23 protein-coding genes are annotated in these 23,087 nt (G+C 63.9%); 18 read left to right on the forward strand and 5 right to left on the reverse strand.

Annotation, left to right across the window (positions count from 1 at the left end):
• Positions 1-31: 31 nt before the first annotated feature.
• The gene (locus C446_RS08085) at positions 32-706 is read left to right on the forward strand and encodes a LysE family translocator (protein ID WP_006672601.1); all 675 of its coding nucleotides are present in this window, start codon (positions 32-34) and stop codon (positions 704-706) included.
• Complete coding sequence (locus C446_RS20380) at positions 696-1,157, forward strand: hypothetical protein (protein WP_049920101.1); 462 nt, start codon at positions 696-698, stop codon at positions 1,155-1,157. Before C446_RS08085 ends, C446_RS20380 begins: the two co-directional genes overlap by 11 nt.
• 28 nt (positions 1,158-1,185) lie before the next feature.
• On the opposite strand, the gene C446_RS08095 is transcribed toward C446_RS20380, so the two are convergent.
• Positions 1,186-1,728 (reverse strand): DUF7332 family protein, encoded by a 543-nt coding sequence (locus C446_RS08095; protein WP_006672603.1) that lies wholly within the window; start codon positions 1,726-1,728, stop codon positions 1,186-1,188.
• A gap of 316 nt (positions 1,729-2,044) precedes the next feature.
• Complete coding sequence (locus C446_RS08100) at positions 2,045-2,719, reverse strand: HD domain-containing protein (protein WP_049920102.1); 675 nt, start codon at positions 2,717-2,719, stop codon at positions 2,045-2,047.
• Positions 2,720-2,932: 213 nt separating this feature from the next.
• Between C446_RS08100 and C446_RS08105 the strand changes: the two genes are divergently transcribed.
• The 3 genes from C446_RS08105 (at position 2,933) to C446_RS08115 (ending at position 5,527) form a co-directional block, all read left to right on the forward strand.
• Positions 2,933-3,349 carry a cobalamin B12-binding domain-containing protein gene (locus tag C446_RS08105; protein WP_006672605.1) on the forward strand — a complete coding sequence of 139 codons (417 nt, stop codon included), beginning with the start codon at positions 2,933-2,935 and terminating at the stop codon, positions 3,347-3,349.
• Entirely contained in the window at positions 3,346-4,440 is a 1,095-nt protein-coding gene (gene meaB / locus C446_RS08110; protein WP_006672606.1) for a methylmalonyl Co-A mutase-associated GTPase MeaB, read from the forward strand. Before C446_RS08105 ends, meaB begins: the two co-directional genes overlap by 4 nt.
• A 130-nt stretch (positions 4,441-4,570) precedes the next feature.
• A complete protein-coding gene (locus C446_RS08115) occupies positions 4,571-5,527 on the forward strand; it encodes an alpha/beta fold hydrolase (RefSeq protein WP_006672607.1) in 957 nt (318 codons plus the stop codon).
• A 62-nt stretch (positions 5,528-5,589) separates the two neighbouring features.
• Here C446_RS08115 and C446_RS08120 read toward each other — a convergent pair whose 3' ends face one another.
• Positions 5,590-5,985 (reverse strand): Zn-ribbon domain-containing OB-fold protein, encoded by a 396-nt coding sequence (locus C446_RS08120; protein WP_006672608.1) that lies wholly within the window; start codon positions 5,983-5,985, stop codon positions 5,590-5,592.
• Complete coding sequence (locus tag C446_RS08125; RefSeq protein ID WP_006672609.1) at positions 5,982-7,154, reverse strand: thiolase domain-containing protein; 1,173 nt, start codon at positions 7,152-7,154, stop codon at positions 5,982-5,984. Before C446_RS08125 ends, C446_RS08120 begins: the two co-directional genes overlap by 4 nt.
• Positions 7,155-7,619: 465 nt before the next feature.
• Between C446_RS08125 and C446_RS08130 the strand changes: the two genes are divergently transcribed.
• Positions 7,620-8,696: a M42 family metallopeptidase gene (locus C446_RS08130; protein ID WP_006672610.1), complete on the forward strand. Its 1,077-nt coding sequence runs from the start codon at positions 7,620-7,622 to the stop codon at positions 8,694-8,696.
• Between the two features lie 128 nt (positions 8,697-8,824).
• Positions 8,825-10,009 carry a cupredoxin domain-containing protein gene (locus C446_RS08135; RefSeq protein ID WP_006672611.1) on the forward strand — a complete coding sequence of 395 codons (1,185 nt, stop codon included), beginning with the start codon at positions 8,825-8,827 and terminating at the stop codon, positions 10,007-10,009.
• A 41-nt stretch (positions 10,010-10,050) separates the two neighbouring features.
• On the opposite strand, the gene C446_RS08140 is transcribed toward C446_RS08135, so the two are convergent.
• Positions 10,051-10,596, reverse strand: coding sequence for an SRPBCC family protein (locus tag C446_RS08140; RefSeq protein WP_049920105.1), 546 nt, complete (start codon positions 10,594-10,596; stop codon positions 10,051-10,053).
• A 139-nt stretch (positions 10,597-10,735) separates the two neighbouring features.
• Here C446_RS08140 and C446_RS08145 point away from each other — a divergent pair, with 139 nt between their 5' ends.
• The 11 genes from C446_RS08145 (at position 10,736) to C446_RS08195 (ending at position 22,861) form a co-directional block, all read left to right on the forward strand.
• The gene (locus C446_RS08145; RefSeq protein ID WP_006672613.1) at positions 10,736-11,482 is read left to right on the forward strand and encodes an NAD(P)/FAD-dependent oxidoreductase; all 747 of its coding nucleotides are present in this window, start codon (positions 10,736-10,738) and stop codon (positions 11,480-11,482) included.
• 73 nt (positions 11,483-11,555) lie between these two features.
• Entirely contained in the window at positions 11,556-12,278 is a 723-nt protein-coding gene (locus C446_RS08150) for a hypothetical protein (RefSeq protein ID WP_006672614.1), read from the forward strand.
• Positions 12,279-12,349: 71 nt separating this feature from the next.
• Complete coding sequence (gene coaBC / locus C446_RS08155; RefSeq protein WP_006672615.1) at positions 12,350-13,624, forward strand: bifunctional phosphopantothenoylcysteine decarboxylase/phosphopantothenate--cysteine ligase CoaBC; 1,275 nt, start codon at positions 12,350-12,352, stop codon at positions 13,622-13,624.
• Between the two features lie 104 nt (positions 13,625-13,728).
• Complete coding sequence (locus C446_RS08160; RefSeq protein ID WP_006672616.1) at positions 13,729-14,472, forward strand: DUF7344 domain-containing protein; 744 nt, start codon at positions 13,729-13,731, stop codon at positions 14,470-14,472.
• A 241-nt stretch (positions 14,473-14,713) separates the two neighbouring features.
• Positions 14,714-15,280, forward strand: a complete 567-nt coding sequence (hpt, locus tag C446_RS08165) for a hypoxanthine/guanine phosphoribosyltransferase (RefSeq protein WP_006672617.1) — start codon at positions 14,714-14,716, stop codon at positions 15,278-15,280.
• Positions 15,281-15,642: 362 nt separating this feature from the next.
• Entirely contained in the window at positions 15,643-17,583 is a 1,941-nt protein-coding gene (locus tag C446_RS08170; RefSeq protein ID WP_006672618.1) for an ABC transporter substrate-binding protein, read from the forward strand.
• A gap of 57 nt (positions 17,584-17,640) precedes the next feature.
• A complete protein-coding gene (locus tag C446_RS08175; protein ID WP_006672619.1) occupies positions 17,641-18,597 on the forward strand; it encodes an ABC transporter permease in 957 nt (318 codons plus the stop codon).
• Complete coding sequence (locus tag C446_RS08180) at positions 18,590-19,639, forward strand: ABC transporter permease (protein WP_006672620.1); 1,050 nt, start codon at positions 18,590-18,592, stop codon at positions 19,637-19,639. Before C446_RS08175 ends, C446_RS08180 begins: the two co-directional genes overlap by 8 nt.
• Positions 19,639-20,763, forward strand: a complete 1,125-nt coding sequence (locus C446_RS08185) for an ABC transporter ATP-binding protein (RefSeq protein ID WP_006672621.1) — start codon at positions 19,639-19,641, stop codon at positions 20,761-20,763. The genes C446_RS08180 and C446_RS08185 overlap by 1 nt, the downstream gene beginning before the upstream one ends.
• Positions 20,756-22,174 (forward strand): ABC transporter ATP-binding protein, encoded by a 1,419-nt coding sequence (locus tag C446_RS08190; RefSeq protein ID WP_006672622.1) that lies wholly within the window; start codon positions 20,756-20,758, stop codon positions 22,172-22,174. The genes C446_RS08185 and C446_RS08190 overlap by 8 nt, the downstream gene beginning before the upstream one ends.
• Before the next feature lie 135 nt (positions 22,175-22,309).
• On the forward strand, positions 22,310-22,861 hold the full coding sequence (locus tag C446_RS08195; protein WP_006672623.1) for a hypothetical protein: 552 nt from the start codon (positions 22,310-22,312) through the stop codon (positions 22,859-22,861).
• The last annotated feature ends 226 nt before the right edge of the window (positions 22,862-23,087 follow it).

Genomic DNA, 23,087 nt, shown 5'->3' on the forward strand with positions numbered 1-23,087 from the left:
TTTTCACGACCGGCCGCCCACTCGAGAGCGAGTGACGCTGGTGACGATTCTCGCCGGCGCGGTGTTCGGGATCGCCCTCGCTGCGCCGCCGGGTCCGATGAACGCGATCATCGCCGAGGAGAGCGTCGTCAGGGGGTGGTGGCCAGGCTTCTGGGCCGGCCTCGGGGCGATGCTCGCCGATGTCCTCTTTTTCGCGCTGACGCTGCTCGGCGTCGTCGCCGTGATCGATCAGTACCCGACGGTCCGTCCCGTACTCTACTTCGCCGGCGGAGTCTTGATGCTGTATTTCGCCGCTGGAGCGATCGCCGAGGCACGGGAAGCGACCTCGTTTACCGACGGCGGACGGGCCGACTCGATGGGGTTCCGGAAGACGTTCGCCCTGTCGCTGACCAACCCCTATCAGATCGGCTTCTGGCTCACCGTCGGCGTCGGCCTGCTCGAGCCCGGTACGCTCGACGTGTTCGCCCACGTACCGGCGGTCGGGGACGGGCTCGCGGGCTCGCTGGTGGTCGAGACGGGGTCCCCGGCGCTCGTCCTCGGTTTCTTCGCCGGCATCGCGGTCTGGATCGTCGTGTATCCGGCGGCGCTCGTCTCGGCGGGCCGTCGGGTGGACGCTCTCGCGCCCGTCATCGCGGCGCTGAGCGCCGCCGTGCTGGCCGGGTTCGGGCTGCTCTTTCTCGCGATGGGTGTGGTCGGTGTTCTGTGATCGTGTCACGCGTTCGTACTCGATCTCCCGGACGCGTAACGCCGTCGAGAAACTACTCGAGAGTTCGACGATCCCGAGCACGGGAACGGGAACGAGCACGGGCACGGGAACGGAGACCGACGGTCCCGGCCACAACCCCGCCGTAGGCACAGCCGTCCCCCGAACACTCCGCCAGTCGGTCACGCTGGGCGACGCAGACGCCCGCCAGCAGGGACGTGAGGACGAGAAACGCGTAATCGAGTGGCGAACGCGGTACCATTCGATCGAACAGCGAGGTCGGGACGAGCCCGGTGACGACACCCGTAACGAGGAAAACGCCACCTGCGACCACCGTGCTTTTCGCGAGCGCCGATCGACGTCGTTGCACGCTCGAGGGGTCGTCCCTGGCGGGGAACCCATCCCGGAAAGCGATGTCCAGCACCCGCTTTCGGTGCCCTCCTCCCGCGCCTAACGACGCGGGTATGCGCTCGTACTATGTATCAGCACTCGAGGGTTTCGAACGGCCCCTCGACGAGGTCGTCGTCACCCGTCTGTGCGTCGTCTCCCTCGAGGGCCGGCTCTTCGTCGAGTCCGGGAGCGTCGAGTTCGAAGACCGGCAGCCGGAACTCGAAGCCGGTCACGGCGGCGAACGCTTCGAGCGGGTTCCGAAGAGCAGTGAGGTCGTCACCGACGTACTCGGCACCGGCGGCGACTTCGACGGTGGCTGCGTCCTCGGCAGTCCCGACGAGTTCGGCACCGAACGACGTCCCGGAGTCCGTAAACGGTCCCAAATGGAGCCGGACCCAGATGTGTGCCGCGTCGGTCGAGCCGATCGTAAACAGAGAGCCGCCCGCTCCGAAACAGCCCTGGGCGGTCGTCCCCGGCGGCTCGTCGACGGTCGCAGCGGCGTCGCTCCGGTCGCCGTCAGCGCCGATAGGGCCGCCGGCCGCGCCTGCTGCGACCGGTACGGCCAGCGCCCCGACTGCACAGAGCGTGACGACGATGACGACAAACGGGATCGTCGAACGACGGTCGCGACGCATCGGGCGTGTATCGGTTGCCCGACAATAAGAAGACACCGGCCGGCTCTCACGGCACGGTACCGCAAGGAAAGAAGCGAACCGAGAACGAGGTCCTGCTCGTTCGGATTCGAGTCGAACCGGGCGATAAGGTGGATCGGGGCTCGAAGGTGCGAGTCCGGGGAGGACACTTGCCCGTGGGGTCGACGACGGACGACGGGTTGGGGGGACAGGGGTGTCCGTGCTTCCCACGTCCGCTCTCCTCGTGGCTGCTGGCTGCTGGCTACTGGCTACTCGCTACTGACAACCGACCTCGAGTGCTCGAGGCCGAGCCGACTCGTCAATCACCGAGGCCTGCGATTTCGTCCTCGAGCCACTCCTTGAACCACTTCACGCGCTTGAGTCGCTGGTGGGCGATGCTCTCGGCCGTATCGCTTTCGACGCGTGAGGCCGCGTCGTAGCCCCGCTCGAGAACGCGGTCGACCATCTCGTCGGCGTCCATGTGTGTGCGGGCCTCGTACCCCATCCGCAACAGCATGAGCGCGGTGCCGTTCGCCCCGATCTTGTCGAGCAGATCGGCCTCGATGAGACACTGTGTCTCGAGCGCGAGGTCGTCTAAGTCACCCTGATAGGAGTGGTGTTCGACGGCACGACACACCTGTTTGATGAACGATTCGGGGTAGTCCGCGCGTGACTCGAGGTACTCGCGAGCGACGCGAGCGCCGGCTTCGGCGTGGAGTTCCTGATCGGTCTCGAGTTTCGCGACGTCGTGAAAGAGCGCGGCCACGCGAGTCACGTCCACGTCTGCCCCCTCCTCGCGGGCGATCTCCTCCGCGAGATCGACCACGTTGAGGATGTGGTTGTGCCGGTACTCGGCGGAGTGCCATGGGTACCAGCGCATGCGGCCACCCTCCTCTTCTTTCTCGACGCTCGCTGCGAGGTAGTCGAAGACGAACGTCTTCATCTCCTCGAACTCGGCGTCGGACACCCTGGTTTCTTTTATTTCGACGCCCACGAGAGATCCCTCCGCAGTAGACGAACGATAGTCATTGACAGAATGTTCGGTAGTTTCGCTCTTTAGCCTTTGGTTCGGGGTATTGGCTGTCGGTATGAGAGTCAGTCGTCGAAGGAGGTCGGTCGTCGACTCCGGCGGTTCGACGCGAATTCGGTTGCTCAACGTGCACCAACTTCCGTTAAAGTCAAACATCCGGCCCGGGAACGTGGGGGTATGAGTAGCGAACAGGAAGGCGAGTCGATCCGGTGTCTCGTCGCCAAGGTCGGTCTCGACGGTCACGACCGCGGTGCACACGTCATCTCGCGTGCGTTCCGTGACGCCGGATTCGAAGTCATCTACTCGGGACTCCACAAGGCTCCCGACGACATCGTGCAGGCCGCCGTTCAGGAGGACGTCGACGTCCTCGGGATTTCCATTCTCTCGGGTGCACACAACACCCTCGTTCCGAAGATCATCGACGGGTTAGAGGAGTACGACGCCGCCGACGACACGCTCGTCCTCGTCGGCGGGGTCATCCCCGAGGAAGACCGACCGGAACTGAAAGACGAGGGTGTCGCGGCCATCTTCGGCCCCGGTACGTCGATCGAGGAGACGATCGAGTTCGTCCGCGACAACGCACCCGAGCGATGACCGGCGACGACGAACGGCTGCTCGAGGACCTGCTCGAGGGGAAACACCGGGCGCTGGCGCGGGTTATCTCGAAGATCGAGGACCGGTCGCCGGGCTACCGGGATCTCGTCTCGAAGCTGTACGCCCACACCGGCGAAGCCGACGTCATCGGGATCACCGGCTCGCCAGGTGCGGGGAAATCGACGCTGGTCGACAAACTCGCCGAGACCTATCGCGAGCGCGGCGAGACGGTCGGCATCATCGCGATCGATCCCTCCTCGCCGTTTTCGGGCGGAGCGGTTCTCGGCGACCGCATCCGGATGGGATCGACCATCGGGGACATGGACGTGTTCGTCCGTTCGATGAGCGCCCGCGGGACACTGGGTGGGCTCTCGACGGCGACCGCAGACGCCGTCAAGGCGATGGACGCCTTCGGCAAGGACAAGATCATCATCGAGACCGTTGGTGCCGGACAAAACGAGATCGACATCGTCCGGACGGCCGACACCGTCGCGGTGCTCGTCCCGCCGGGATCGGGTGACGACGTCCAGACGCTGAAAGCCGGCATCCTCGAGATCGGCGACGTGTTCGTCGTCAACAAAGCCGACCGCGACGGTGCCGACCGGACGGTCCAGGAGCTCCGGGATATGGTCGCGATGGACGCCGGAGACAGCGTCAGTATGTCCGGCGGCCACCACGGTGCCGACTCCATGGCAATGCTGGAAGACCACCCGGACGACGAGGCACACGCCGACTGGGACGGCGGCGATACCGACGCTGGCGACACCGACGACTGGGTCCCGCCGATCGTCGAGACCGTCGCCACCCGTGCCGTCGGCGTCGAGGAGTTCATCGACGAGCTGGAGAACCACCAGACGTACCTCGTCGACTCCGGCACCCGTGCGGAGATGGCCCGAAAGCGCTACGCCGAGGAGATCCGCACCCTCTTGCGCGAGGACGTCCACGGCCTCCTCGAGGACGAACTCGAGCGTGCCGGCGGCGTCGACGACCTCGCCGAGGCAGTTCGCAACGGCGAGACCGACCCCTACACGATCGCCGACGAGTTGCTCGATCCGGTCGAAGCGTCTCTCGCGGAGCTCGAGCGGGACTGACGGCGAGCTCGAGGTCGATATCGATATCGTCTCACCGTCGTCGGGACCGTTTCGACCACGACGAGGGCACGGTTCCCACGTGCCGAATGACAACCGCAATTCTAAGAGCGTGCTTGCCTAACTGGTACGTATGAAAGCCCGAACAGTCCTCGCTGGGGCCGTCGGTGCCGTCGGCACCGCCGTCCTCGGGAACCGGTTGCTCACCAACCGCGCTGGCGACCTCGAGAACCCGCTGCCCGGTGTCGAACGAACTTACCGCTGGCGGGGGATCGAGACGACCTACACCGTCGCCGGCGATCCGAACGACCCCGAGATGCTGCTGTGTCACGGGATTTACACCGGTGCGAGCAGTCACGAGTTCGAACCCGTCGTCGAACGGCTCGCCGAAGACTACCGCGTCGTCGCAGTCGACCTCCCCGGCTTCGGACGGTCGGAGCGGCCGCCGTTGGTCTACTCGCCGACGCTGTACGCCGAGTTCCTGCGGGACTTCGCGGCCGACCAACTCGAGCGCCCGATCGTCGTCGCGTCCTCGCTAACCGGCGCGTTCGCGACCGATGCGGCCGACGAAACCGAGTTCGACCAGCTCGTGTTGGTCTGTCCGACCGACGAAACCGCGCCCGAGCGGCCGTGGCTGCGAACCCTCCTCCGGTCGCCGATCGTCGGAACGACGGTCTACAACGTGATCGCCAGCAAGCCGTCGATCAAGCGCTTCTACGGTCGGGACGGCTACTACGATCCCGACCGGATCGACGAAGACCAGATCGCCCACGCCTGGAACAGCGCCCACCAGCCCGGCGCGCGGTACGCGCCGGCGTCGTTCGCAGCAGGAACCCTCGACCCCGACTTCGATCTGGCGACCGAGTTGGCAGCCCTCGAGACGCCGACGACGCTGGTCTGGGGGCGGGATGCCAAGCTCGTTCCCCTACGGGAGGGCCGGGACCTCGCCGAGGCGGCGGACCTGGACCTCGTCGTCATCGACTACGCGACGCAGTTGCCACACGCCGAACACCCGACGAAGTTCGTCGAGTACCTGACCGCAGAACTGTTACACGCCGGGGCGGACCCCGACGCAGATTTCGAGGAGTGACGGCCGTCCCCGAACCCGGGGCGTGACTCGAGATCGGGGCCGGTACGGGACGAACCGTCGGGCTACGTAGGCCGGAACGAAACCACTCGCTCGTCCGTCGTTTCGGAGACCGTCACGTCGATTTCGACCTCGAGTCCGTTCCCGACCGTCTCGGGATCGATGCCGACGACCTGACCGGTAATCCGGACGGGACCGAAGTCCGCGATCGCCGTCGCGTAGGGCGCGTCGTCCTCGAAGGCCGGCGTCGGGACGTGCGTGACGGTAAACGTCGCTATTTCGCCCGTTTCCGGCACGGGCTGTTGCTCGAGGTCGGTCGCGCCACACTCCGGACAGACCCGTCGTGGCGGCAGGGAGCCGTGACCGTCGGGACACTCGAAGTAGTACGCCTCGCCGTCCTCGGCGGCGTCTAACCAGTCGTCGAAGCCGGCGTCCTGAACGTCGTCTTTGGCGTCGCTCATGGCTGGGCCACCTCCTCGAGGACGTGAACCGTCGCACTGGCGACCGTTCCACCCGCGTTGTGTGCGACGCCGGTCGTCGCGTCGGGGACGTGCGTGCTGTTGGGGTGGTCACCAGCCAACAGTTTCGTAACTTCGGCGATCTGGGAGACGCCCGTCGCGCCGACGGGATGGCCTTTCGCCTTCAGACCTCCGGAGAGGTTGACCGGCGTTTCGCCGTCGGCGGTCGTCCGGTCGTCGCGAGCCGCCGAAATCCCCTCGCCGACCTGTTCGATATCGAGCGCCTCGAGTGCGAGGACTTCCGCGATGGTAAAGCAGTCGTGGACCTCCGCGAGGTCGACATCGGTCGCGGAGACGCCGGCATCGGCGTAGGCCTCCTCGCCGGCTTCGCGGGCAGCCGGCGAGCGCGCGAGGTGGTCCCGGTCGTGCAGCGCCATCCGGTCGCCGCCCTGACCGGTGCCGGTGATCGCGACCGGAGCCTCGAGGTCTCGTTTCTCGGCGTACGCCTCACTGGTCAGGACGACTGCGGCTGCTCCGTCCGAGATCGGACAGGAGTCGTACAGGCCAAGCGGCGAGGAGACCTGCGGGGCCTCGAGGACGTCTTCGACCTCGATCGCACTCTGGTACTGGGCCTTCTCGTTGGTCAGTGCGTTCTCGTGGTTCTTGACCGCGATGTGAGCGAGGTCCTCGTGTTCCCCGCCGAACTCCTCGAAGTAGGCCTTGGCCATCAGCGCGTAGGCTCCGGGGAACGTCATCCCCGCACGGACCTCCCAGAGGTCGTCGGCGGCGATGGCGAGCGCCTCGGTCGCGCCCGCAGTGCCGAGGTTTGTCATCCGCTCGGCACCGCCGACCACGACGACATCGGTTTCGCCGTTCCGGAGACGGACGACGGCGTCGCGGATCGCCGCACCGCTCGAGGCGCAGGCGGCCTCGTAACGGGTGGCCGGGACCTGGATGCCGGCAGCTTCCGCCATCAGGGGTCCCTGGTGGCCCTGGTGTTCGGAGAGTTCGCCCATGAAATTCCCGTAAAAAAGCGCGTCGACGTCCTCGCGTGGAACGCCGCTGTCCTCGAACGCCGCGACGGTGGCCTCGGCGAACAGGTCACGACTCGTCCGCTCTGGGGTGTTCCCGAACGGGGTCAACCCCGTCCCAGCAACACGCACGTTACTCATACACGTCCGTTACGAGTGCAACCGTTAATACTCCGTGGTTGGGATGGAAACCCGAGTCCAGCCGACCCGCCAGCCCGCCAATCCCCACTCCTGTCCCTATCGGACGACGGTTATCGCCACCTGACGGCGACTCTCGGTTCAACGTTGTCGAGTGGAGTTCCCGTTCTCGAAGAGTCGCTCGGGAATCGAAGCGTCTCGTGATCCCGAAAATCTCCGATTTTCGGACGACGTCGCAACGAGCAAAGCGAGCGAGTAGCGTTGACGAGAGCGGAACTCTCGTTCGCACAGCAGACCGATTCACGTTCTGAGGACGCAGTAGGGCGGGGAAGAAACGACAACTGACTGACCGACGCGGCCACGGATATCGACGCCGTGGGCTGCCATTAGATATTACTAATGCCTCTTATCAGGGCCGCTGTGGGGAATTTCCACGCGTTTATATGAGAACCATCCGCACGTCCAGGTATGGCAAGCGAGACTCCGTTCGATTTCGAGTTGCTTCGCGACCTCACCGAAACCAGCGGCGTCCCCGGCTACGAGGATCGGGTACGGGAACTCGTCGTCGCCGAACTCGAGGAGTCGGTCGACCACGTCCGAACCGACGCGATGGGCAACGTCGTCGGCACCCTGGAGGGTGACGGCGAGACGGACTTCTCCGTCGGCGTCGCAGCGCACATGGACGAGATCGGGTTCATGGTCCGCCACGTCGAGGGTGAGGAAGACGAGTACGGCTTCCTCGAACTCGAGCCTCTGGGCGGGTGGGACGCCCGCGTGCTCAAGGCCCAGCGCGTGACGGTCCACACCGACGACGGCGACCTGCCGGGAGTCATCGGCTCGCCCCCACCCCACACGCTCGACGAGGCGGAGCGCGAGAAGACGCCGGCAGTCGAGGACGTCTTCGTCGACGTGGGCATCCCCTATGAGGAACTCGAGGAGCGCGTTGCCCCTGGCGACCTCGTGACGATGGATCAGACCACCGAACGCGTCGGCGAGACGGTCACCGGCAAGGCCCTGGACGATCGCGTCTGTCTGTTCGCCATGCTCGAGACAGCTCGCCGGATCGAGGACCCCGACGCGACGATTCACTTCTGTGCGACGGTCCAGGAGGAGGTCGGCCTACGCGGCGCGAAGGCGCTGGGTGTCGACGTCGATCCGGACCTCGCCATCGCACTGGACGTCACCGTCGCCAACGACGTGCCCGGCTTCGACGAGGGCGAGCACGTCACCCGGCTCGGGGACGGTGCAGCGATCAAACTCAAAGACTCGAGCGTACTCACGAGCCCGAAAGTCCACAAGCGTCTACAGTCGGTCGCCGACGAAGAAGGGATCGAACAGCAACTCGAGATTCTCCCCGCTGGAGGGACCGACACGGCCGGCTTCCAGAACACGGCAGGTGCAAAGCCCGTCGGCGCGATTTCGATTCCGACGCGGTACCTCCACACCGTCACCGAAACGGCCAACGTCGACGACGTGGCGGCGGCGATCGACCTGCTCGAGGCGTTCCTCGTGAGCGAGGACGGGAGCCACGACTACTCGCTGTAACCGCCGATACACGCGTTCGATGGGTCACCGACGCGATCGACGCCAGTTGGTCCGGCGGAGGATGGACCTGATCGTCTCGGTCGACCTATACTTTTATACGAGTCGAGTCCTGACGGAAAGGTAACTAGATGAATCGACGTCATCTTCTGACTGCCAGTGGTCTCACGCTCGCGGGACTCGCCGGCTGTCTCGACGACGCTGCTCCCGACCCGACCGCTGATCGTGAGGGGAGCGACACGAGCGAGAGCGCCGAGGGGAGCCAGGACCAAGCCGAAGACCAACGAGAGGATACTGGAGACGACAGCGACGATCACGACGTTCCGACCGCTGCCCGAGAAACCGGCGAAGCTACGCTCGACGCGCTCGCCCGCGGAGAGCCGGCGGTGGCTGCTTCGTATGCCCCATTCGACGGAGCCGGCCCGTACGAACGGATCTGGGTACCCGACGCCGTCCGCGCGATCGACTTCGCCGGCGAGGCCGACGACGAGACCGACACGCCGGATGTCTTCGACGACGGAACCGTCGAGACCGAACGGCGACTCGAGTACGATCTCGAACTCGAAGCTGCCGACCATCGATACGAGCGGCGTGTCGGAGTGACCGCAGTCGAGATCGACGGCGAGTGGTACGCGTGGTACCGGGAACCGCCGTCACAGCCGTTCCGTCCGCCAGCCGACGCCGCAGTCGACGTGGACAGAACGGACCGTAAAACGGTCGAAATCACGCTCCTCGACAGAAGCGAGGCGATGACAGTGTTCGTCGTTCCGGCCGAGCACGAAGGCACGGATGGCGATAGCGACGAACGCGAACCGTACGCACTCGAGGAAATCGGCGAAGCACGTACGCTCTCGACCGAAAACGAAGACGTCGCCGGCGGAACGTACGAAATCCGGGCCGCGGTTCGTGACCCCTCCGAGCAAGGAGCCAACACGCTCCAGACGGTCTCGATCGTCGATTTCGCGGCCTGGACGGACGTCACCGAGATCACGCTCGAGGCTCAGACCTCCGGCTGGGTCGGGAGCAAACCCGACCACATCGCCGCTGAGACGAATCCGCCCCTCGTCCTCGAGGAAGGCCGGGAGTATACCATTACTGTCGAAAACGGCGACGGTTCCGTACATAATTTCCAGCTCGGGGACGAGAGCGAAGCGGTCGTCGACGACTACGCGACCGATCTCATCGAAGACGACGACGGAACGCGGGAGCTCACCGTTACGGCAACGGAGGAATTAGCCGAGTACGTCTGTGCACCACACCGGATCACCATGCGCGGCGACGTGGTGGTCGTCGACTCACTCGACGACGACGGCTGAGACGGCCGGCCTCGCGTCCCCCTGGAACTGCCCTGTGCGGGCTAGGGCATCTCGTGGATCGTCAGCTCGACGTCACGGGGCGTCTCTCTGCCTTCGATGTCCGCCACGAGACGCTCGACGACTGTTTCGGCCTCCCGCAGGAGCCGCGGTTCGACTTTGTCGACGACCCGATCCAGCGAGACGAACCGGGGGAGGGAGATAGCGTTTTTGTTCGCGGAGTACGGGTCGTAGCTCGCCTCGAAGTAGATTCGACTCGCCGTTTCGCTGTCGCCGTCACCGTCCCCGCCGTCCGGGACGGCCTCGGGCTCGGGTTCGATCCGCCACTCCCCGTGGGCGTCGAGGTCGTTGACCAACTGCCACTGGAGGGACTCGGGCGGGGAGACGTTCGTCACCCGCGAGCGGGCGGTGTAGCTGAGTTTCCACCAGGCAAACCGCAGGTCGTAGACCGAGCCGGCGTCCCCGTCGCCGTTTACACTGACGTCTTTCAGGTGTTCGGTGTAGCGGGGGTACTCGGTAAACGACCGCACGTACGGAAAGGCCTCCTCGGGGGGACGGTAGGCGACGGTACTGAGGAGAATTCGATCCACACCGGCCATACGTTCGGTTCCAAAGTAAGCGTTTCTCCCTCGCTATCACGTTCCGGCGTTTGCCGTCCGGTTCGAGCCGACTGCTCCGACGAAGAGAGGAGACGGCAGGTTCTATACTCGGGCGCGCGAACGGCCGTCCATGCGAGACGTCTGTATCGTCGGCGGGGGCGTCGCCGGCCTCGCCGCATCCATCTTCACCGCCCGCGCGGGCCTGGAGACGCTCGTCGTCGATGGAGGCGAGTCCATCCTCGCGCGCAACGCCAGCCTCGAGAACTACCCGGGCTTTCCCGACGGAGTCGACGCCCGCCGGTATCTGCAACTCGCCCGCAAACAGGCGAGAAACGCGGGTGCGACGTTCGAACTCGGACGGGTCGAACGAGTCGAACCGGTCGAGGAGACCGCTCCCGAGGACGGATTCGTCCTCGAGACGGACGGTGGCGAGCCGCTCGAGGCGAGCCACGTGATCGCGGCTTCCTGGCCCGACAGCGAGTACCTGACTCCGCTAGACGTGGGGCGACGACAGCGCGGGAGTAAACACTTCCTCGAGGTCGACGACGGCGGTCGGACCGCGGTCGACGGTGTCTACGCTGCCGGTCGGATCGCCGGCGAACCCCACCAGACGATCGTCGCGGCCGGCCACGGCGCGAAAGTCGGCCTCGCGGTCATCCACGACTCGGATGCTAACTTCTATCACGACTGGGTTACGCCCGAGGGCTACTTCACCGACCGCGGTCGCGATGTCCCGCCCGGCTGCGAGGAGATCGACGACGAGGACCGGCGAGCACGGGACGCCAGGGCTCGCGAAACGATGCGCCAGGCGTTCGAGGAACCGCTCGAGCAACGGCCGACGATGCATCCAAGCGTCGCGGACTCGAGCGACGAGTGAGTGGCCGGCTCGTCGTGACCACGGCCGGTCCTCCATCCGTAACGTTTGTCACCGGTTGTCACCTTCGTCGAGTATGGAGAGACGGAGGTTCCTGTTAACGGCCGCCGGGAGCGTTGCGGTTGGCACCGCGGGCTGTTCTTCGAACGGCGACGCGAGCGAAGACGGCGGAATCGGTGCCCTGCCGAGCGACCGCGACGCTGATGTCGAACTCGTCGACGCCGAATCGATGACTGCGCCGCCACGGAGCGGAACGGCGGCGACCCCGTGGCACCGGGTCGACGTCGAGAACCGAAGCGATGTCCCTCACGGCCGGCTCGAGATCGGTGTTCGCTTTCTCTCGGAAAACGGCGACGTACTGGGCACGACTGAACGCGTCGTGGCGTTGCTCCCGGGAGAGACGACGCTGCGGTGTTACTTCGAGGGAGAAGTCGACGTGGACGACCTCGAGACGGCCGAAGCCGAGATCCACGACGCGAACGCCCAGGTGACGAGTTCGCCAGTCGACGGCGTCACGATCCGGAATGCAGACCTGTCGGCTGGCGGTGATGTCGTCAACGTGGCTGGCGAACTCGAGGTCGACGACTCCGGGCCGGCGGCCGATGCCGAGCGACTCGTCGTCGTCGCGCCGATCTACGACGAGGACGGGACGTTTCGCGGAACCGGCTCCGACGTCCTCTTCGGGCCGGCGGCGGGCGAGACGGTCGGGTTCGGTGCCAGTTCGGACGGGTTTCGAGCACCCGAGGACGCCGCACCCCTGGAGGCGTACGAACTGCACGTACTCGACGACTACACGTAACTGCTTCTCCCGCTCGAACCGCGACGACGCCCCGCTACGCTTAACATACCCCGAGTGAGAATTCGAGACGAATGCTCGAGGGAGTCAACGTCGCACTCGGGGTGACGGGTTCGATCGCGGCCGTCAAGACGGTCGAACTCGCCCACGAACTGCGACGCCGTGGTGCCGAGGTCCGTGCCGTGATGACCGACAGTGCCCGAGGCATCGTCCACCCGTGGGCTGTCGAGTTCGCGACCGACGACGATGTCGTCACCGAGATCACCGGCAGCGTCGAGCACGTCGAACTCTGTGGCCGGGACGGATGGGCCGACGTCTTCCTGATCGCCCCGGCGACGGCAAACACCGTCGGCAAGATCGCCGGTGCGGTCGACGATACGCCCGTGACGACGTGTGCGACGACGGCACTGGGAGCCGACACGCCGGTCGTGATCGCCCCCGCGATGCACGAGCCGATGTACGACCATCCGGGCGTCCTCGAGGCGATCGACACCGTCGCCGCGTGGGGCGTCGACTTCGTCGACCCGCGAATCGAGGAAGGAAAGGCGAAGATCGCGACTGAGGAAGCGATCTGCTGTGCCGTCGCTCGTGCGGCCGGAGACGGTGCGCTCGAGGGCGAGCACGTCGTCGTCACCAGCGGTGCGACGGCCGAGGCTATTGATCCCGTGCGGGTACTCACGAACCGCGCTTCCGGGCGGATGGGCCGTGCCGTGGCGCGGGCCTGTTACGTCCGCGGTGCCGACGTGACGCTCGTCCACGGTGTCGTCGGCCCACAGTCGCTCGAGCGGGCGACCGAGGGTGCCGATCCTGTTCCCTACGCCGACGTTCGTCAGGTCGAACGTGCAGCCGAGATGCTCGAGACGACGCGGAGCGTCTGTCTCGGTGACGAAGCAGAACGAGGAGATGACGGAAGAGACGGGAACGAAGACAGCGGTATCGACGAAAGTCGAGCCGACGTGCTCGTCTCCGCGGCTGCCATCGGCGATTACACGGTCGAGCGCAGTGAGGAGAAAATCCGCTCGGGGCAGGACCTCTGTCTCGACCTCGAGTCGACGCCGAAACTGATCGACGAGGTTCGGGCCACGAGGCCGGATATCCCGATCGTCGGATTCAAAGCCGAGACTTCCGGTGACGAGAGCGAAATGATCACACAGGCCCGCGAGACGCTGGAGAGAGCCGGGTTGGCCTTCGTCGTCGCCAACGACGCGAGTGTCATGGGTTCGGACCGAACGAAGGCGCTATTCGTCCACGAGGAGGATGCAGCCCGTTACGAAGGGCCGAAGTCGGGGCTCGCCGACGAGATCGCCGACTCCATTGCTGCCGTGGTCGGGACACTGTCGTCAGCCTGAACGGTGCAGGCGGGGTATTATATAGGAGGGGTTCCTGCCACGAATTAATGCGTGAACGGGTGGAATCGGGGGCAGTCCCGATCGACGTCGAGAGGTGATCCGTGGTGGCACAAAAGCAGCGCAACAACGGCGGAGAAGGAAACGATAGCGACGATGACCGGGTGGGAAACGGCACTGACGCCGAGACCGACGACTCGGAGGGTGATTCGGAGGCCGAATCAGAATCAGAATCCGAATCCGAATCGGCACCGACAGGAGAAAACGGCGAGGAGTCGACCGCCGCCGAGGAGGATGGCCGGACTCTCGAGCTCGCCAAGGGAGAGGTCTTCGAAGTGTTGCGAAACCAGCGGCGTCGGTACGTGCTCCACTATCTGAAACGTGACGATCGACCGGTCGAACTCGGCGATCTCGCACAGCAGATCGCTGCCTGGGAGTACGAGACGACCCTCGAGGGCGTCACACCCGAACAACGAAAACGGGTCTATACGACGCTACAGCAGACTCACCTTCCCAAGATGGACGAAGCGGGTATCCTCACGTTCGACTCGGATCGCGGCGTCATCGAAGCGACCGATCGGACTCGAGACATCAGCGTCTACCTCGAGATCGTTCCGGGGCGGGAGTTCGCCTGGCGTGAACTGTACCTTTCGCTTGGGGCGATAAGCTGTGCGCTGGTCGCTGCGCTCTGGGTCGGTATCTACCCGTTGACGATCCTCTCGCCGTTGACCTGGGCCGGAGTTATCGCCGTCACGTTTACCGCGACGGCCGTCGCGCACATCTACCACGAACGCCACATGCGTCTCGGACACGGCGATCAACCGCCGGAGTTGAGCTACGGGAACGAGTAGTCGTCGGACCCGACCGGAACTCGACGAAGAGCAGTCTCCGACCGGGTTCAGTGCTCTCTCACGTTTTCGGAGGCAGTGATGGACGAACGGAGCGACGGGCGATTGCGTCGGTCGCCAAGCACTGGGAGTGGGCCTTTCCGACTCGTGACCTGGCTCGAGAGGCGGTCACGAGTGTCGGGTTCGAACGCCGACCAGCGCGGCGTATCGTCAACTTTTACTCCGATACCGACCGACCGACGACATGGATCAACTAGAACAGTCGCTCCTCGACGCGCCGATCATCGAGAAAGACGGCTACCACTACTTCGTTCACCCGATCAGCGACGGGCTGCCGAAGCTCGATCCGGGACTTCTCCGGGAGATCGTCATCGGCATCATCCGCAAGGCGGAACTCGAGGACGTCGACCGAATCGTCACTCCCGCGGCGATGGGAATCCACATCTCGACGGCCGTCTCGCTGATGACGGACATTCCCCTGACCGTGATCCGAAAGCGCGAGTACGGGCTCGAACACGAGGTCGCGATCTCCCAGCAGACCGGCTACTCCGAGAACGAGATGTACATCAACGACGTTCGCGAGGGAGAACGAGTGCTCGTCCTCGACGACGTGCTGTCGACCGGTGGAACGCTCGCGTCCGTCCTCACCGCACTCGACGAGATCGGCGCTGAAGTCGTCGATACCGTCGCAGTCATCAAGAAAGTCGGCGGCGAGAACAAAGTCGACGACGCCGGCTACGACGTCAAGACGCTGATCAACGTCGATGTCGTCGACGGCGAAGTCGTCATCGTCGACGAAACTGGAGACTGACATCGACACCGAACCGCCGAGAACACGGGTGGTCTCACTCGAGAACGTCCAGATCGGAACGCAGGCGGAAGACCCTCGATAGGGCCCGACGAACGTCGGTTTCACGATCCTGCCCGGGCGGACGACGCCGCCACGACGAACCGGTGCCGATACCCGGTGGGACGGGACCGCCGATGGCGCTACATGATATTAAACTCGTTGGTCAGGTCTGGCTCACAGTCGGGACTTTTGTACAGTATCACACTAGAACGTGAGAAAACGGGGGTGCTGTTTGTGAAATTCGGGCGCTGAGGAAAACATAGCTACCGGAACGAAGGAGAAAAACAATACATCTATAAGGAAGCATTCCACATCAGAGAACCATGGTGCAGAAACACAATCAGTCGGGACGTAATGTCAACCGACGTCAAGTCCTGCAGGGGGTAGGCGGTGCTGGGGTTATCGCAGTCGCCGGCTGCCTCGGTAACGGAAACGGAGACGGCGACGCTCCGTTCGAGGTCCAGCTGGAAGTCAACGCGGACAACGACGACCGCGTCCAGATGGTCGAGCTGATCGCCGAGTCGATGGAACAGACCGGCTACTTCGACACGTCGATCGAGACCTACGAGTGGAACACGTACGTTGGGCGCGTTCTCGACACCGAATACGCCGAGAACGGTCACATCGCTGCTATCGGCCTCTCCGGGACGTTCAACCCCGAGAGCTTCGCCGACGCGCTTCACCAGTCGGACAACCACGGACAGTGTTGTAACCTCCAGGGTATCAGCGACGACGAACTCGACGATCTGCTCGAGGGTGCCCGGTTCGACATGGACGTCGTGGAAGACTCGGAGCTCCGTGCCGAGCGCTACGACGAGATCTGGCAGCACCTCGCCGAGAACCGGTACAGTTCGATCACGCACTTCGACCTCCTCGCGCCCGTCATCAGCGCGGACCTGCACGGCTACAGCACGTATCCGTTCACCGAGGGGCTGTTCGACTACGGGCTGTACGCTCCCCAGGACGAACAGGTTTCCTGGCTCGATCGCGACGAAGGGTCCCATCCGGACGATACGGACCTCGGCGATCTCGAGGAGGGCGGCATGCTCACGATCGGAGCCGGTGCGAACGTCGACTCCTTCGACGTGCCGTACAGCAACGACACGACCTCGACGATGGCCCAGGAGTTCATCTTCGAACAGCTCGTGACCTCCGACGCCGACGGCAACCTCTACCCGTGGCTCGCCGAGGACTACGAGCTCGTCGAGATGCAAGACATCGAGCGGGAGGACTACGAGGACTACATGATCTCGGTCGACGCCGACGAAGACGGCGTCCTCGGTACCGACGAGCAGGTCATCATCCAACACCCCGATGACAATCCGTTCACGGACGACGAAGTCCGCGTCCTCACCCCCGACGAAGCGGCCGACGCCGTCGACGACGGGACCTTCGGGATGCAGTTCCAGTACGAGCTCCGCGAAGGCGTCGAGTTCCACAACGGCGAGGAACTCTCCGCAGAGCACGTCGTCGCGACCTACGAGCGCTACGAAAACTCCGACCTGTCGGCCCAGACGTTCGACTCCGTACTGCACGCGGAGGAAGTCGACGAGTACACCGTCAACCTCTATGCGCAGGTTCCCGACGCCGAAGCCGAGCGCGAACTCCCCGGCGTCTACATCCACTCGCTGGAACAGGCCGACCTCGAGGGCGGCGACATGGACCCGCGACAGGGGAACGATCCGGTCGGTACCGGTCCGTACGAGTTCGATGAGTTCGTAGACGAGCAGTACGCCGAGTACACCAAGTTCGACGACTACTGGGTCGAGCAACAGGGCGTCGACTCGATCGACTGGTACGACGGGCCTGCGGAGTTCCCCGACGGTCCCGTCGTCGAGGAGATCGAGTTCGAGATCATCCCGGACGACGCGACCCGCTCCGGTGCGCTCCAGAACGAGGAGATCGACGCTACGTTCGGTCTCGCCTCCGGGACCCTCGACGAATTCGATCAGTCCGACGAGTTCCTCGTCGAGGCCGTCGAGGCCGGCAGCTACGACTACATCCAGTACCCCGTCAACGTCGAACCGTGGGACGACTCGCGTCTCCGCGAGGCAGTCAACCACCTCGTTCCCCGGGAACAGATCACCGAGAACGTCTTCAACGGCTGGGCTGTTCCCGCCTGGACGGACGTTCCGGCACTCGCCGAAGAGCTCGGGACGGTAGATCCCGACGCACTCGAGGAACAGATTCGACCGTACAACGAGTACGACCCTGAACGCGCCGAAGAACTGCTCGAAGAAGTGGTCGACGACTACGATCTGTAAGGGGAACTGGTCGTAGCCGTCCGAATCACTCCGCGGTTTAGTGGATATGTATACATCATGAGCTTACGACGTTTCATACTGAAACGATTCATATCGATAATTCCGATACTGTTCGGTGTATCGGTCATCACGTTCGCGCTCGTTCACCTGACACCTGGCGATCCGATCGACCAGATGGTCGGGTTGAATCCCGACATGAGCCCGAGCGAGGAGGCACAGCTCCGGGCACGATACGGGCTTGACGGGCCGATCTGGCACCAGTACATGACCTGGATGGAAAACGTCCTGACCGGCGACTTCGGAGAGGTCATCAGCTCCGGGCGAGATGTCTCCGAAGTCATCATGACCCGCCTTCCCGAGACTATCGCACTCGGGCTTTTCGGCTGGGTGTTCGGGCTGATAATCGCGATCCCGACCGGTATCTACGCGGCGGTCAACAAAGACCAGCTGGGCGACACCGTCAGTCGGTTCCTGGCGCTCTCGGGTATCTCGATCCCGAACTTCTGGCTCGGTCTGATGTTGATCCTGATCGGGTCGATGTGGCTCGGCTGGTGGCCGGTGCTGGCACCGTCCCGGCTACCGCTGTACCATCCCGAGATGCTGTGGTACCTAGTTCTTCCCGGGATCACGATCGGGACCGCGTCGGCGGCAGCGATGATGCGTGTCATGCGGACGTCGATGGCCGAAGAACTGAACAAAGAGTACGTAACTGCGGCCAGGGCGAAGGGACTTCCCGAACGACAGGTCGTGCTCAAGCACGTGCTTCGCAACTCCCTGATTTCGGTCGTCACGCTGGCCGCGACGCTGACCGCGAGTATCATCTCCGGGTCCGTCGTCGTCGAATTCGTCTTCAACTGGCCCGGATTGGGGATGGAACTGGTTAATGCGATCGAGCAGCGTGAGATCAACCTCATCATGGCGATCACGCTGTTTGTCGGTGTCATCATCATCATCGCGAATCTCGTAGCGGACATCCTGTACGCAGCACTCGATCCGAGAATCAGATATGACTAGGAAGATATCGGCGGAACGGGGACGAATACAGATTACCGGGTTCGACCCGGAACAGGTCGAACAGCGAGAACCGCTTTCGGACTGGACCGAAGACTCGGGCGGCGAAACAGAGAGCCGATGGCAACGCGGCTGGCATCGGTTCAAGCGCAACAGAACCGCCCTCATCGGTCTCACCGTCGTCGCGTTACTGTCGCTACTGGCGATTTTCTCGCGACCGATCTCGGTGATGGGGGTCCCGATCCAGCCGTTCTCGCTTGCACCATACGACCCGACGGAGATTCTCTATCTCCAGGACCCGACGGTCGGCGTCTACGATCCGCCGTCCATGCAGAACCTGATGGGAACGGACGGCTCCGGCCGTGACCTGTTCTCGCGCATTCTGTACGGCGGCCGATACAGCATCTCCATCGGCTTCGTCGTCGTCGCGATCACGGCGGCCTTCGGAACGATCTACGGTGCGATCTCGGGCTACTACGGGGGTTGGATCGACGAGATCATGATGCGTTTCGTCGACACGATCTTCGCGTTCCCGTTCCTTGTCATGGCGCTTATCATCGTCGCGATGCTCGGCGGTGGCTACTGGCAGCTCGTGCTCGCGTTCTCGCTTGTCGGCTGGGCGAGTTACGCTCGACTTATCCGTGGCGAGGTGCTGAAGATCAAAGAGAACGAGTACGTTATGGCTGCGAAAGCCCTCGGTGCACGTGACAAGTCCGTGATCTTCAGACACATCGTCCCCAACGCGATGCCGCCGCTGCTGGTCGTCGCGTCGCTGAACATCGGGACGGTCGTCATCGGCGTCGCCGCGCTCGGATTCCTCGGGCTCGGCATGCCGCCGGGCACGGCGGAGTGGGGTACCATGCTCGACCAGACCCGTGAAACCCTCATCCAGGGGCCTGACGGCGCGATCCCCTGGTGGGCGACCGTCTTCCCGGGTCTCGCCATCTTCATGTTCGTGATGGCGATGAACATGATCGGTGACGGCATCAACGACGCGCTCGACGCCCAGGAGACCGGCGCTGGCCAACAGGGAGGTGGTGCCTGATGTCCCTGCTCGAGGTCAACGATCTGACGGTCAAGTTCTACACGAAAGAGGGGGTCGTCACTGCGGTCGACGACCTCTCGTATCAGATCGAGCGCGGCGAGAAGTTCGGTGTCGTCGGCGAATCCGGCGCTGGCAAAAGCGTCACTGCGCTCTCGCTGATGCGGCTCATCGAGAGCCCCGGACAGATCGAGAGCGGCGAGATCCTGTTCAAGGGCGAGGATCTCCTGGAGATGAGCGAAGAGGAGCTCCGGACGATCCGGGGCAACGAGATCGCGATGATCTTCCAGGACGCCCAGACCGCACTCAATCCGGTCTACACCGTCGGAGAGCAGATCTCCGAGGCGATCAGACATCACCTCGATTACAGCGACAAGGAAGCGAGAGAACGGACGATCCAGTTGCTCGACCGGGTCGGTATTCCGGAAGCGGAAACGCGGTACGACGATTACCCCCACGAGTTCTCCGGGGGGATGCAACAGCGAGCGGTCATCGCGATGGCGCTATCGTGTGACCCCGACCTGCTGCTCTGTGACGAGCCGACGACGGCACTGGACGTCACGATCGAAGCTCAGATTCTAGACGAGATCGAACAGCTCGCCGACGAGTTCGACACCTCAATCCAGCTCATCACCCACGACCTCGGGGTCGTGGCGGAAGTGTGTGACCGAGTGATGGTCATGTACGCGGGCGCGCCGGTCGAGAAAGCTCCGGTCGAGGAGCTCTACTACGATCCCAAACATCCCTACACCGTCGGATTGATGAGTTCGATCCCGCGTATCGGGGACGAACGGGAACGGCTACAGACGATCCCCGGAACGATGCCAGACCTCGTCGAGTTGCCGTCGGGTTGTAGCTTCCATCCACGGTGTCCGTACGCCGAAGAATCGTGTACCCGAACGGAGCCCAAGCTCGTCGACCCCGACACTGGACAGCTCGAAGAGGGGGTGGAGTCGACCACCGACCACGTCGCCGCCTGCCACGAGTACACGGGTAAGCTTCGAGAGGGGCTCGATTACTCGGTGGAAATTCGCGACGCCGCGGCCGGTGACGTCGAAGCAACGGTAGCGAACGCGAACTCGCCTGCGAGTGGGCAGTCACGAATGGACGGTGATACCGATGACTGAGCCAAACGAGACGCCGTTGTTGCGCGCAGAGGAACTTCAGAAGTACTACGACAGCAGTAGCGGCGTCATCGACAGCATTCTCGGTCGCACGCAGTGGGTCAAAGCCGTCGACGGCGTCGACCTCGAGCTGTACGAAGGCGAAACCCTCGGTGTCGTCGGGGAGAGTGGCTGTGGAAAGAGTACGCTCGGACAGACTCTGCTTCGACTGATCGAGCCGACCGATGGGTCGGTCTACTACCAGGAAGCCGTCGAAAACATCGACGGACCGGGCGAGCCGGAACGACAGGAGGTCGACCTGACCGATGTCTCGGACAGCCGACTTCGAGACCTGCGAACGGACCTGCAGTACATCTTCCAGGACCCGTTCTCGAGTCTGAACCCGCGACTGACCGTCGGCGACATCATCGGCGAGCCACTCGACATTCACGGCATCGCCGAGGGTGAAGAACGGACCGAGCGCATCTACGACCTGCTGGAGACCGTCGGACTGAACGCGAGCCACGCACACCGCTATCCCCACGAGTTCTCCGGCGGACAGCGCCAGCGGATCGGTATCGCCCGTGCGCTCGCGGTTGACCCCGAGATCATCATCTGTGACGAGCCGGTCAGCGCACTGGACGTCAGTGTCCAGGCTCAGATCCTCAACCTACTCGAGGACCTCCAAGAGGAGTTCGGCCTGTCGTACATCTTCATCGCTCACGACCTGAGCGTGGTCGAGCACATCTCCGACCGGATCGCGGTGATGTACCTCGGCGAGTTCGCCGAAATCGGTACCACCGAGGAGATATTCTCGCCGCCGTACCATCCGTATACGGAGGCGCTGCTCTCGGCGATTCCGGAACCCGACCCGCTGTGGGAAGGCGACCAGATCCTCCTGCCGGGAACCGTCCCGTCGCCGCTCGACCCGCCGTCGGGCTGTCGATTCCACACACGGTGTCCGAAGATCATCCAGCCCGAGGAGTACGACCTCGAGCAGGAAGTCTGGCGCTCGGTCGTCGACTTCAAGCTCCGGCTCGCCGAGGCAGAGAACGTCGAGTCGGTGACGGACATCTCCGAGGAAGGTGGAGATACCGAACGGGTCGATCCGACGGCGGTCTCCGGGACGGAGTTCGACGACCTGGTGCGTTCCGAGTTCGACCTCCCGGAGAACGTCGGGGATCGCGAGGCGGAACTCGTTCTCTCCCAGACGATCGACGAACTCCACGCCGGCAACATCGAGGACGCCCGCAAGCAGATGAACTCGGCGTTCGAATCCCCGTGCGAACAGTTCAACCCGGACCGCATCCCGACGGGGGACACTCACCGGATCTCGTGTCTGTTGTACGACGAGGAGTTCGAACACCAGCGCGAGCGGTATTCGGGAGCGGGTGACGACAGCGACGCGACCGGAAGCGCGATCGCGGACGACTAACGACGTAGTCGTCGACCGGCTTCGCTCGATTTCCGTTTTTCCCTTTCGACGGGAAGACGCTACGTCAGAGCACTCGAGCGGTACGAATCGGACCCGATCCGAACGTTTTAGTTTTCACCGTCCCTGCTATCACCAGTGCGTCGGATATACGACTCGGGAGCGCTTCGCCGGGACGACGAACCGTTCACTCCCAGCGAAAAAGACAAATCCTACAAGATCCAGGCGATGCGGTCGGTAAATTCGACCGCATGGAGCCGACGGGTTCTCCCGCAGGGACTCAGACACCGCGCGGTGTCGGTGACGGTTTCGACTCCGCGAGACGAGTTCGCCCTCGGGGAGCCGATTCGGTTCAAGGTGACGTTACGGAATCCGCTTCCGACCCCGGTCGCGATTTCGACGAACTCGCCGCTGTTGTGGTCGTGGACGGTCGATGGCTTCGCCGAAGCCTCGAAGGTACCGGTCCACGACCCGCCGGACGAAGAAGGCGAACTGGTCCTCGATCGTGGCGAACGAAAGGAAGTGCGGAAGCGCTGGGACCAACTCGTTCGGGTCTCCGAAACGGAGTGGGAGCAAGTCGATCCCGGAGAACACACGATCGGTGCGGAGATCAACGTCGACGAGCCCGAGGAAAAAGGGCTCACCGGTAAAACGACCGTCCGCATCCTTCCCGAGGAGAACGCGGACTGACCGCAGGACGGTACTGTCGCGACGCGGTGGAAACGACGAGAGGCATCGTCCCCGTTCGTCTGCTCGGGTGACGAACGACAAACGGCGAGTCCTTTCGACCCCCGAAAACCGGTCTTTTCGACGTCGGGTACGGTGCGCCCATCCGTTCTAGTTTAGCAGAGTGTAGCGCCGTCTGACTAGATATCGTTGTGACTACCAGTCAGAGAAATCCGGTGGATAGTGTGAC

The sequence above is a fragment of the Halobiforma nitratireducens JCM 10879 genome (assembly GCF_000337895.1).
Taxonomy (GTDB): domain Archaea; phylum Halobacteriota; class Halobacteria; order Halobacteriales; family Natrialbaceae; genus Natronobacterium; species Natronobacterium nitratireducens.

Coding starts and splice junctions, on each gene's coding strand:
- C446_RS08095 (WP_006672603.1), bottom strand. CDS start 1,728: ATGCGTCGCGACCGTCGTTCGACGATCCCGTTTGTCGTCATCGTCGTC.
- C446_RS08105 (WP_006672605.1), top strand. CDS start 2,933: ATGAGTAGCGAACAGGAAGGCGAGTCGATCCGGTGTCTCGTCGCCAAG.
- meaB (WP_006672606.1), top strand. CDS start 3,346: ATGACCGGCGACGACGAACGGCTGCTCGAGGACCTGCTCGAGGGGAAA.
- C446_RS08115 (WP_006672607.1), top strand. CDS start 4,571: ATGAAAGCCCGAACAGTCCTCGCTGGGGCCGTCGGTGCCGTCGGCACC.
- C446_RS08120 (WP_006672608.1), bottom strand. CDS start 5,985: ATGAGCGACGCCAAAGACGACGTTCAGGACGCCGGCTTCGACGACTGG.
- C446_RS08125 (WP_006672609.1), bottom strand. CDS start 7,154: ATGAGTAACGTGCGTGTTGCTGGGACGGGGTTGACCCCGTTCGGGAAC.
- C446_RS08130 (WP_006672610.1), top strand. CDS start 7,620: ATGGCAAGCGAGACTCCGTTCGATTTCGAGTTGCTTCGCGACCTCACC.
- C446_RS08135 (WP_006672611.1), top strand. CDS start 8,825: ATGAATCGACGTCATCTTCTGACTGCCAGTGGTCTCACGCTCGCGGGA.
- C446_RS08145 (WP_006672613.1), top strand. CDS start 10,736: ATGCGAGACGTCTGTATCGTCGGCGGGGGCGTCGCCGGCCTCGCCGCA.
- C446_RS08150 (WP_006672614.1), top strand. CDS start 11,556: ATGGAGAGACGGAGGTTCCTGTTAACGGCCGCCGGGAGCGTTGCGGTT.
- coaBC (WP_006672615.1), top strand. CDS start 12,350: ATGCTCGAGGGAGTCAACGTCGCACTCGGGGTGACGGGTTCGATCGCG.
- hpt (WP_006672617.1), top strand. CDS start 14,714: ATGGATCAACTAGAACAGTCGCTCCTCGACGCGCCGATCATCGAGAAA.
- C446_RS08170 (WP_006672618.1), top strand. CDS start 15,643: ATGGTGCAGAAACACAATCAGTCGGGACGTAATGTCAACCGACGTCAA.
- C446_RS08175 (WP_006672619.1), top strand. CDS start 17,641: ATGAGCTTACGACGTTTCATACTGAAACGATTCATATCGATAATTCCG.
- C446_RS08180 (WP_006672620.1), top strand. CDS start 18,590: ATGACTAGGAAGATATCGGCGGAACGGGGACGAATACAGATTACCGGG.
- C446_RS08185 (WP_006672621.1), top strand. CDS start 19,639: ATGTCCCTGCTCGAGGTCAACGATCTGACGGTCAAGTTCTACACGAAA.
- C446_RS08190 (WP_006672622.1), top strand. CDS start 20,756: ATGACTGAGCCAAACGAGACGCCGTTGTTGCGCGCAGAGGAACTTCAG.